We start from the raw sequence: 690 nt of genomic DNA on the forward strand, positions 1-690 counted from the left end.
CTTTGTAACATTTACGATTTCTAATTGACCCTTTTGTCGAGTAATCTGCGCGGGCAATTTAAACATCTTTGTCACAATTGCACAGGAATCACTACAAGGAGGGAACTGATGAGTTCATCAGCTTCAATAAAAAACAATTCGCCTAAAAAACCTATTTTTACTCGCTTTTTAGATGGCGTTGAATATTTGGGGAACCTATTACCCCACCCAATCACTCTTTTCGCAATCTTCTGCTTAGCAATCCTCGTTACTTCAGGTATTGCTGGTTACTTCGAAGTGTCTGTTATGGACCCTCGACCAGAAGGTGCTAAAGGTCGTGCTGCTGACGGCATGATCCACGTTGTAAGTCTGCTTAACGCAGAAGGTCTACAACTTATTGTGACTAACTTAGTTAAGAACTTTGTTGGTTTTGCTCCACTAGGTACTGTACTTGTTGCTATGCTTGGTGTAGCGATTGCTGAACACTCAGGTCTACTATCTGCTGCAATGCGTGGCATGGTAATGGGTGCTTCTAAGCGTATGGTTACAGTAACTGTTGTGTTTGCAGGTATTATCTCTAACACAGCATCAGAGCTTGGCTATGTGGTACTTATTCCACTAGCAGCAATGCTTTTCCATTCTTTAGGTCGTCACCCTCTTGCTGGTCTTGCTGCGGCATTCGCTGGTGTGTCAGGTGGTTACTCTGCAAAC

1 protein-coding gene is annotated in these 690 nt (G+C 43.3%); it reads left to right on the forward strand.

Annotated elements, in window-relative coordinates; all coding sequences use genetic code 11:
• Nucleotides 1-108: 108 nt before the first annotated feature.
• A partial coding sequence (locus AB4653_RS26575) for an AbgT family transporter (RefSeq protein ID WP_372105722.1) occupies nucleotides 109-690 on the forward strand: 582 nt, incomplete at its 3' end.

Source organism: Vibrio sp. 10N.222.48.A3 (assembly GCF_041475345.1).
Taxonomy (GTDB): Bacteria; Pseudomonadota; Gammaproteobacteria; order Enterobacterales; family Vibrionaceae; genus Vibrio; species Vibrio tasmaniensis_A.